Source organism: Niveibacterium sp. COAC-50 (genome assembly GCF_013184235.1).
In the GTDB taxonomy this organism is placed as follows: domain Bacteria; phylum Pseudomonadota; class Gammaproteobacteria; order Burkholderiales; family Rhodocyclaceae; genus Niveibacterium; species Niveibacterium microcysteis.
Genome location: NZ_JABCJM010000016.1, coordinates 1 through 1,844, shown reverse-complemented (window position 1 = coordinate 1,844; position 1,844 = coordinate 1). Strand labels below are relative to the sequence as shown.

1 protein-coding gene is annotated in these 1,844 nt (G+C 61.3%); it reads right to left on the bottom strand.

Features of this window, described 5'->3' with window-relative positions; translation table 11 throughout:
• Window positions 1–91: 91 nt before the first annotated feature.
• Window positions 92–1,435, bottom strand: coding sequence for a group II intron reverse transcriptase/maturase (gene ltrA, locus HH302_RS22190; RefSeq protein WP_253946280.1), 1,344 nt, complete (start codon window positions 1,433–1,435; stop codon window positions 92–94).
• Between the last annotated feature and the right edge of the window lie 409 nt (window positions 1,436–1,844).

Genomic DNA, 1,844 nt, shown 5'->3' with positions numbered 1-1,844 from the left:
CTAATCGGGATAGGAAGGAACCTCGCGGCCCCTCCCTCCCACACCACCGGACGTACGGGTCACGTATCCGGCGGTTCGATGAATTGAATTCCTACCGTGGCGCAAGGCTGGGTAGTCCCAAGGTTTCAAAGTAGCGCAATGGTAGCGCGAGGGTCAGCGCCGGCGTCTTGGAAATACGCCACGGGCCATGAGCAGTCTTGCTGGTGTTCCACGCCTCGCGGACTGTTACCCCACGTCGGCGCAGCTCCCTGTAGCCCGATGGCCCCCATTGTTTCCAGAGATAGCAGCGCAACTTGCGCCGTACCCACTTGTCGATCTCGCGCAGAGGACTCAGCACCTCGGCAATGCCGAAGTACGCTTTCCAACCAAGCAGGGTTTCTCTTAGCTCTGCCACGATCACGGCAATCGTGTTGCCTCGCGTACGGCGGGTCAGTTCGCGCACGCGCGCCTTGAGCTTGTCGATGGCTTTGTCGGCCACCTTGAGCCGGGCGCCGTTGCGGCTGACCGTGAAGCCCAAGAACCTGCGGTTCATTGGGCGATCCACCGCGCTTTTCAACGGATTCACTGTGAGTCGCAGTGTGTCGCTGAGGTAGCGCGTTACGCTGGCCATCACGCGCTCGCCGGCTCGCCGACTGCGTACCAAGATGTTGCAGTCGTCGGCGTAGCGGGCAAAGCGCAGGCCGCGACGTTCCAGTTCCCAGTCGAGTTCATCGAGCACCACGTTGGCGAGTACCGGCGACAGCGGGCCGCCTTGTGGCACGCCCATCGTCGTTGGCGCCCTGCTCGCTCCGATCTGCACGCCCGCCTTGAGGAAACGGTTGATCAGACGCAGCAGTCCGGTGTCCGGACAGTGGCGCTTGAGCCGTGCCATCAATCGGTCGTGATTGACACGATCGAAGAAGGCTTGCAGATCCATATCCACGACCCAACCGTAACCGCTTCGGATCATCGCTTGCACATGGCGCACGGCTTGATGGGCCGAGCGTTGCGGGCGAAATCCGTAGCTGTGGTCGTGGAAACGCGGTTCCCATTGCGCAGAAACAACCTGTGCAATGGCTTGCTGGATGAATCGGTCCAACACCGTCGGAATCCCCAAGGGGCGGGTCTTGCCGTCTGGCTTGGGAATCTCGACACGTCGAACCGGTCGGGGACGATAAAGCCCTTCGATCAGTTGTGTGCGGATCCGTGGCCAGTGGTGTCGGAGGTACTCTGGCAGGTCATCAACTGTCATGCCGTCGATGCCCGGCGCGCCCTTGTTCTGGCGCACTTGCTTTAATGCGCGTTGCAGATTGGCCCGCTCCAACACTTGGGCCAGCGACGCTTGGGTGTGAATCGGTTCGGGGTGTCCTGGTGATCCGGCCTCGGGTTCATCCTGCGGTGGAACCGCAGCCTGCGTACGCAGATGGTCAGATGCAATCCCGCTGCCCTTCATCATGGGCCCTTCACCTTCATCGTTCAGGCCTTCGGCGGGGGCTCCGCCTACTATGCCTTCTGCTGACTTCTCCACGGTATTCAGCGACCGTCTCCAGTCGCCCAGCTTCGCTTGCGCGAGGCACCGGGGAGATCTCCCGGGGTAAGACACGTTACCTTCCCTGCATAGACGCCGGATTTACAAAATGCACCCAACCGCAGATGGAGGGCTTTGTGGTCACGTGCCCACTCGCCCCAGATGCATCACGCCTCATATCCGGTTTTTGTTCATCGTCCCGCAGTTTCGGATTGGGCTTCCTTCAGACCCCGCCTCGCGACGACGCCCTTGCCCTTCTCCTTGCCTTCGGCTCTGCGAAAACCTGGCCCTAGGACTTGCACCTAGGAAGTAACGCGCCATGCCCGGCGCACACGTT

What these genes read in the sequence shown, in the direction of transcription:
- ltrA (WP_253946280.1), bottom strand. Translation starts at nt 1,435, where the DNA reads ATGATGAAGGGCAGCGGGATTGCATCTGACCATCTGCGTACGCAGGCT.